Here is a 7,201-nt window from a genome sequence, read left to right on the forward strand (position 1 = left end):
AAATCTATTTTTCCAAATGAAAACAACCATCTTTATGGCTTAAGGACCACTTTAATACATCCATCTGTCCTTGTATCAAACACTTCATACCCATGCTTTGCTTGGTCAATTGGAAGTACATGGGTTACAACATCGCCAGGATCTACTTTTCCTTCTGATATTAGTTTATAAAGGTAGGGCATATAAGGAATAACAGGAGCCTGTCCGGTTTTAATATCCACGTTTCTTTGGAAAATATCTCCTAGGGGGAATCCATTATAACGGCCGCCATAAACGCCTGTTATTTGTATGGTTCCCGCCTTACGCACGGCTTGGGACGCAATTACAATCCCTCCCATGGCTCCCCCATGTAATTTAAGACCCGATGCAAGATATTCCATCGGAGTCATTTTGCCACTCATCCCGGAACAGTCAATAACGATATCTGCACCACCTTTAGTGATTTCTTTAAGGTATTCGCCAGTGTTTTCATATTGTGCAAAATTTACGGTTTCGACTTTATTCGTCCTTTTTGCATGCTCTAAACGATAATCGAGATGGTCGACAGCAATCACTCTTTTCGCCCCTTTTAACCAAGCGAATTTTTGAGTAAGTAAACCTACAGGACCACAGCCTAAAACGATAACCGTATCGCCAGATTTAACACCTGCGTGATCTACACTCCAGAATGCTGTGGATGCTGCATCAGCGAGCAACACCAATTTTTCATCTTCTACCTCGCAGTCTTCTGGGATTTTGAAAGGGGTAAAATTTCCATAAGGAACACGCATATATTCAGCTTGCCCGCCCGCATACCCACCAGTTGTTTCTGAGTATCCAAAAAAACCACCATTTTGGAAAACAAGGAGAGCTTCGGGAACGAACCTTACAGCACCAGTTGCAAAGAGCCAGTGCATTAAACATAATTATTAATGCCAAATCAAGCTTCTCAATACGTTCAAAGTAATCGAGCATTAACTCAAATGAATCAAGCTGTAAGTCAAGCACAACAGCAATTACAACAAATGACCGGTGGGCAGCAACAATCTGGACAACAAATGGGAAATCAGCAAGGGCAACAACAATTTGGCAAAATGGGACAGCAAGACCAACTACAATAATGTAAATGAGCTTATATAAATATTGAGAATTTTGTAGTAAACACCGATGTATGATTTTGCTAATTATCGTTTCTTCTAGTATATTCACTTGGCGATTTTTAAAATTTGAATCTTCCAAAGGTTGGTGACTGTTAGGCCTCCTTTTTATTTTGAATATTACCATCTAAAAAATTACCAAATGTATGTATACTTTTTTCATAAAGTTGGAAATCTAAAGTGGTAAATCAAGGAATAAGGAGGAACTGTTCATGCAACAGCAACAACCGAATCAATCTCAAAATCAGCAGCCGGTCTTTCAAGAACCGCCACAAGTAATCACAGGGAAAGATTTTAATTACTTAAAGGACATGCTTTCGTGGAACCTTTTAGGATTCAAAAAGGCACATTTTGCAGCAGGCCAGTGCCAAGATCAACAGATCGTAGCGGCCCTTGAAAAGGCATGCATGATGCACGAAAGACATTATCAGCGCATTTTGCAGCATTTGGAGCAAAATGGCAACCAGATGAATCAATAAGGGGGACATACGAAATGAATAACAATCAAAACAAGATTCAAAATCCAGAAACACCTGTACCAAAAACACCTGAGATGAATGAGCGTGACTTCCTAAACGATATGCTTTCGTATGAAAAGTACATGACGGCATCTTATTCTACTGCAATGAATGAGGCAAGCCACGCTTCGCTATATCAGGACATTCACGCGATTTTCGACGAAACGAAAAATATGCAGCGTGAACTGTATAATCTGATGTTTCAAAAGGGATGGTACTCGCTTGAAGCGGAACAACCACAAAAACTTCAACAGGCCGCACAGCAGTTTACAGGGTACATGTCCCAGTTTCCGCATAATCCTCCATTGCAATAAGATCGCTCAAAAAGCTATGCTAACCAGTCCATAGCTTTTTACTCATTCCTTTTTTCATCGACTAACCCTTTTTCACCGTTGTAGGAAGTATACTTTGTTTATGTTATGTACTACCAAAACTTTCCTGAAGAGTGTTTTATAATGGGTTTGAACGGTTTATGGTCGAAAGATTATAAATAAGTAATCAGCTATTAGTACAAGGTAAAATTGTTACGTGCTCGGACCATAACGGTCATTATGGGACAAAAAAGAGGTTGGGTACCTAAAAGGAGCCCTAAATACACAATTGTTGAAATCATTAAGAAAGATGTTGCTCTTCGATAAAAGCTCAGAATCAAATGGAAAATTGATAAAAAGACGTACTAAGGTTTATCCTTGTACGTCTTTATTTATTTATATCCTTCGCCAATAATATTAAAATTGACACCATAGAACAGAGTGTACAAATTAAACAACCGAAGGATGGTGAAAGCCCCACATCTAGGTAGATAACTAACAATTGGACTATTAGATAAAAATTCCAGCCTTAAAAACTGACTTTGGCATGAAGTGGTTATCCGTAAGCTATATAAGAACCCACTTCTCATTAGGTTTTGAAGCTTGAAAAGGTCACTAAATTGGAGGTTTCAGAAAAACAGATATAGTTCAACATTGCCAAACATCATAAGTATACCGTTTTTGGTGTGTTTTAACCAAAAACGGCCGAAAGTTGGGTTAGCTGCCCAACATAGCTCATATAAAGTGGCTAATTCATGTTACCTGTTTATCAGCTTGTTTAAAAATCCCTTAACATTATTGGTTTCTTTAATTACTAATTTAAGAAATAAAACCCTGCAACTTTTATAAGTTACAGGGGAATTAAGTATTTTATTCAGATTTTTGGGCTAAAAATGCACTTTGCACTTGGCTTACTGCTGTTTGAGCTTGTGCAATCTCATTAGCAACTTGTTTGATTGCTTCTTGAGCTAAAGTTGGGTCTGAAGATGATTTCTCAATTGCTTGAGTTAGTAAACTTTCTGTAAGGGTCACATTTGCTTTAGCTTGATTTAATTGGTTTACGTCAATTTGTTTTTGTGCCATTAGGATCTCCCCTTTTTATTAGTTGAATTACTTTTATATCTTTACCTAGTTCAGTCTTTTTATAACCGGGAAAATCCCCAAAAATGATGGTTTTATTTGAACAACTTTTTTCTCTTCCTGTAGAAAATAGATGTATATAAATTACGCGTTTTGATCACCGGTACCTGTGTCAACGATTAAAGAATGATCTTTATCCATGACGGCCGCATAAAAGATGTTATTGATTTGGTGAAATCCGTTGGTAGTCAATTCCTCCTGAAGCCATTTTTCATCCTTTTGGATTAATGTTAAATTTTTATGCTGGATTTTCCCTTCGACGACCACGGCAATCGGCAGTCCTTGATAGTCTGTTTCAATGCTTAAGTGTCTAGGCGTTAAATGAACAACAGATTGGTTGGGCAATATACTAAGGTCTCCATTCGGTTCAAGAATCACATAATCGAGTTCCCGTATGTTCGGATATCCTGCAGACCGAATGGTTGACAATAGCTCCACGAGAGAAAAACGAGTTTTCCGTAAGTCTTTTTTGGAAAATTTTCCATGTTTAATCAAAAATACTTGGATGGCCAATGAACAGTCGATTTAACCAGCGAAAAAGACTTAATTTAGAAAACAACAGATACATGATAACAATGGTGATGATTCCTGCAATGGTCTGTCCAATCCGTTGGCTTTGATAGGACTGACAGACAACGTGACAAGAAACACAATGGCGGCAAGATCATGCGGAGTTAACTGAGCCAATACCGTCTTTCTCATACAGCGCATGGCCAAAATCAATAACCATCAAATTGATAGGCGGGATTAAAATATATGAATTCACTTGGAGAGTTTTTAAAGAATCAGGTAATGTGTTAATGTGAATTATTCTGTTTCTTAACGAATTTACATAGGCGTAGAATGATGATTTTAAAAAAATCAGTAGTCAATCATAAGGCATCTTCATCTCAACCAAGTTTTCCCTCAAAAATTTCAGCCAAAAAACAGGGAGTTATAAAACGGTCAGTTCCACCTCTTGAAGAAGTATCTCTCCAATTTGAAATTCCACTCAAATTACTGCCTCTGAGGGTATACTCGTCAGTGAAATACGAAACGCCCATTCATATCGTAAGGCATACAGCCTATATAAGCATATCCTTGAAGAAATTAAAAAACGCAAGGAAATTATGTAATACTTCTCCATTGTTTATTGGATTATTCTGCTCGTGGTGCATATACTGGATTGTTCCTTTAAACAAGAGTAAATAACATATCTAATCCTTTTTTCCTCAGAAGATAAACTTTTAATGAAGGAGAGTTTAGCATTGGAAACTTCTCAGGTAACTAGTTTGGTTAGTTTTCCATTCCCATCAGTATGGGGTATCCACGCTGCTATAGCTGGCAGACCGATTATTTGGGGCACACTTATCATTAACTCTATTACAGATAACAAGGTAATTGGTACGGTTAATTTTCGTGGTATACCTATTCCGATTAATGGATTTTGGAATGAAAGCACCAAACAAATCACATTTGATTCACCTTATGCCACATTCTCTGGCAACTTAACCATATTTGATGATCCCCAGATTAGAATTCGACATTTTATTTTACGTGGACGTCTTCTTATGAAACCTCCCTCTCTACAAGCAGGTGAGTATGGAACGTGGATTGCTACAACTGATATAAGCCTGAATGAATATCCTATTAATGGTAATACCTATACCGAGCAATTGCCTCCTGTTGGCGTCTTTTTAACATCGAATATTCTTCATCAACTGCAGCATCAGAATTTTGGGGGATATCGGGGTTGGACAGATGGTTTCCTGCCTTATTAATTTTTAAAAATAGGCTTACCAAGGTATTTTACTTCTCGCAAATCAGCGATTATCGAGAAGTAAAATTCACCTTTTTATTTTGTCCTCAGGTCGGATGAAAACAAAGGTAAGGTGATAACCGAGGAAGAATTTTAGGGGGATGGAGGTGTAAATAATACAGAAGAAGCTATTAGTGGCAGTAAAAGTAGAACCATACTTAGAAAATCAAAAAAAGTGAAATAAGATGTAGAAAAAAACGTTTCCGGATTATCAATGAAACAAAGACTATTATCGGATAACAATATACGGTCTCATCATTTCATAATCCTCGTGTTCCAACATATGACAATGCCATACATACAATCCTGTATAAGGACCAAAGGTCATTATAATCCGAGTTACCTCGTTAGGATTAGCATTTACTGTATCCTTCCAGCCTCTTTCTTGTGGTTCTGGAGGCATTAACGGGCCAGTGTACTGGATGACTCTCTCCTTTTTATATATTTCTACATTGAAAGCTCTTCGATCTAATACTTGGAAATGGATTAAGTGAATATGAATCGGATGTGAATCATCAGTTAGGTTGATTAAATACCATACTTCGGTTGACCCCACTTTAGGATATTCTGTTATGGGAGCACCCCACCCTTTACCATCTAATAACATGATTTCACGCCCATATTTATCCGTTTTTTCATCTAATGTTAAGTGCCTTTCCTTTGAAGCTGATTGTTCGCTCATTTTTGGAAAAGGCTTCATATAAGACGGTATAACACTCGTATCAATACTTAAAAGAGGAAGTGTCACCCTAATTTCCATCACTGTATCTACCACATTTTCCGGTTCGCCGTCTGGAAAAGGAGCTGGGGCACCATTTTTCAGGATAATATTCTTTCCCTCAAAATTGGTAAAATCTATGATGACATCTGCTCTTTCGGCAGGTGCCAATATGATTTCTTTCATTCCTATCGGATATTCCATTAAACCTCCATCCGTTCCAATTTGATAAATGAGTTGACCCGAATCAAGCTTGAACCTATAGAAACGGCTGTTAGATCCGTTTAACAGTCTAAATCGATATTTACGTGGTTCCACGTTTAAAAAGGGCCATACTTTTCCATTCACCAAGATGGTATCTCCAAAAAATTCAGGAACGATTGATGTTTCTAATTGCGGGACTGGTTTTTCTGGCTGCCTTGGGTAAAAAAGAGAGCCATCTTCATTAAATGATTTGTCTTGAATAATAAGAGGAATCTCATATTGACCACATGGTAAATTCAATAAACGTTCCCGGTGATCTCTTATAAGATAAAACCCTGCCAATCCCGCATATATATTGAGTCTCGTGATACCAAGTGTATGGTCATGATACCAGAGGGTACAAGCTTGCATGTTATTATCATATTGATATACTTTCTTTCTAAAATAAGGCCCCACTTGTTTGAATCCTCTTGTAAACCAAGCCTCCGGATAGCCATCGCTTTCGGGTTCAACGCTAGCCCCGTGTACATGTACTACAGTACGTACTTCCGGTACATCCAAATGGGCGCCATGTACCGTATAGTCTACCGATAAAAGATGCTTTGCGGGGAGATTGTTGGTCCATTTTATGACTACTTTCTCTCCACTTTCCACCTCAATGGTAGGACCTGGATAGCTGCCTTCATACCCCCAAACCTTTGTATCATTTAACTCACTATGGAGGGATTGCTTAAATTCTGTCATATTCACTTTATAATAAGTATGAAATTGATCTTTCCGACGTGGTTTTAAGACTGGGGGAATGGGAAGTTCATTTACAAATTTAGAGAGAATCATTTTTACGCTCCTTTATAACCTGCTGATTTAAAGTACTTTATTTATAAAAGGTTATAAATATTACAAGCGCTATATGACAATAAGTTATTTATTAGTAAAATGGAAAAGCAGTAGAGGGTGTAATGCAAATGAAATCATTCAATCTGAAGCTCTAAATGGTTCCTTTCCCTACCTTTGAATATACTTTTATGGACAAAATTCCCAATTGGTTCCTAAAAATCCATTCTAGTTTACCCCTTGTCCTTTACTGTATTTTATTTGCTCTATACCATTTTTTCATTCCTTAGCTATTCGATGGCCTAGCCATAAAAGAAGTAATCATTCCGATAATACAAATAGTTAAGCAAGAAAAAAGGAAAGCTTTTAACTCTAACGTATTAAGCGCCGATGTTACAATTAGACCATCTATCATGAAAATAACTACCCCTATATTTACGGAAAAAGCTTTCGATATAAATTGAGCTAACAAGTCGGTTCCTCCGGTACTTGCCTCATATCGAAGCATGATCCCTACTCCAATTCCAATCAATCCCCCTCCT

The 7,201-nt window shown here is 37.6% G+C and carries 8 protein-coding genes and 1 pseudogene; 4 read left to right on the forward strand and 5 right to left on the reverse strand.

Going from position 1 to position 7,201, the window contains the following annotated elements:
- Positions 1-32 precede the first annotated feature (32 nt).
- Positions 33-830, reverse strand: a pseudogene (locus ADA55_RS26245) (zinc-binding dehydrogenase); the annotation flags it as partial.
- Between the two features lie 81 nt (positions 831-911).
- Between ADA55_RS26245 and ADA55_RS29915 the strand changes: the two are divergent.
- The 3 genes from ADA55_RS29915 to ADA55_RS26255 all read left to right on the forward strand — a co-directional run bounded on the left by ADA55_RS29915 (position 912) and on the right by ADA55_RS26255 (position 1,968).
- Positions 912-1,100 (forward strand): hypothetical protein, encoded by a 189-nt coding sequence (locus ADA55_RS29915; RefSeq protein ID WP_095396467.1) that lies wholly within the window; start codon positions 912-914, stop codon positions 1,098-1,100.
- Positions 1,101-1,348: 248 nt separating this feature from the next.
- Positions 1,349-1,615, forward strand: coding sequence for a hypothetical protein (locus ADA55_RS26250; protein WP_048689407.1), 267 nt, complete (start codon positions 1,349-1,351; stop codon positions 1,613-1,615).
- A gap of 14 nt (positions 1,616-1,629) precedes the next feature.
- Positions 1,630-1,968 (forward strand): spore coat protein, encoded by a 339-nt coding sequence (locus ADA55_RS26255; protein WP_048689409.1) that lies wholly within the window; start codon positions 1,630-1,632, stop codon positions 1,966-1,968.
- A gap of 867 nt (positions 1,969-2,835) precedes the next feature.
- Here the strand turns inward: ADA55_RS26255 and ADA55_RS26260 are convergent.
- Complete coding sequence (locus tag ADA55_RS26260) at positions 2,836-3,048, reverse strand: hypothetical protein (RefSeq protein ID WP_048689410.1); 213 nt, start codon at positions 3,046-3,048, stop codon at positions 2,836-2,838.
- A gap of 141 nt (positions 3,049-3,189) precedes the next feature.
- Positions 3,190-3,618 (reverse strand): DUF421 domain-containing protein, encoded by a 429-nt coding sequence (locus ADA55_RS30855; protein ID WP_048689412.1) that lies wholly within the window; start codon positions 3,616-3,618, stop codon positions 3,190-3,192.
- A gap of 734 nt (positions 3,619-4,352) precedes the next feature.
- Here ADA55_RS30855 and ADA55_RS26270 point away from each other — a divergent pair.
- Positions 4,353-4,865: a hypothetical protein gene (locus ADA55_RS26270; protein ID WP_048689415.1), complete on the forward strand. Its 513-nt coding sequence runs from the start codon at positions 4,353-4,355 to the stop codon at positions 4,863-4,865.
- A gap of 267 nt (positions 4,866-5,132) precedes the next feature.
- Here the strand turns inward: ADA55_RS26270 and ADA55_RS26275 are convergent, their stop codons facing one another.
- Entirely contained in the window at positions 5,133-6,662 is a 1,530-nt protein-coding gene (locus ADA55_RS26275) for a multicopper oxidase family protein (RefSeq protein WP_048689418.1), read from the reverse strand.
- A gap of 283 nt (positions 6,663-6,945) precedes the next feature.
- A partial coding sequence (locus tag ADA55_RS26280) for a YitT family protein (RefSeq protein ID WP_048689420.1) occupies positions 6,946-7,201 on the reverse strand: 256 nt, incomplete at its 5' end.

The organism is Bacillus sp. 220_BSPC (assembly GCF_001054655.1).
Classification (GTDB): Bacteria; Bacillota; Bacilli; order Bacillales; family DSM-1321; genus Peribacillus; species Peribacillus frigoritolerans.

What these genes read in the sequence shown, in the direction of transcription:
- ADA55_RS26250 (WP_048689407.1), top strand. Translation starts at nt 1,349, where the DNA reads ATGCAACAGCAACAACCGAATCAATCTCAAAATCAGCAGCCGGTCTTT.
- ADA55_RS29915 (WP_095396467.1), top strand. Translation starts at nt 912, where the DNA reads ATGCCAAATCAAGCTTCTCAATACGTTCAAAGTAATCGAGCATTAACT.
- ADA55_RS26260 (WP_048689410.1), bottom strand. Translation starts at nt 3,048, where the DNA reads ATGGCACAAAAACAAATTGACGTAAACCAATTAAATCAAGCTAAAGCA.
- ADA55_RS26255 (WP_048689409.1), top strand. Translation starts at nt 1,630, where the DNA reads ATGAATAACAATCAAAACAAGATTCAAAATCCAGAAACACCTGTACCA.
- ADA55_RS26275 (WP_048689418.1), bottom strand. Translation starts at nt 6,662, where the DNA reads ATGATTCTCTCTAAATTTGTAAATGAACTTCCCATTCCCCCAGTCTTA.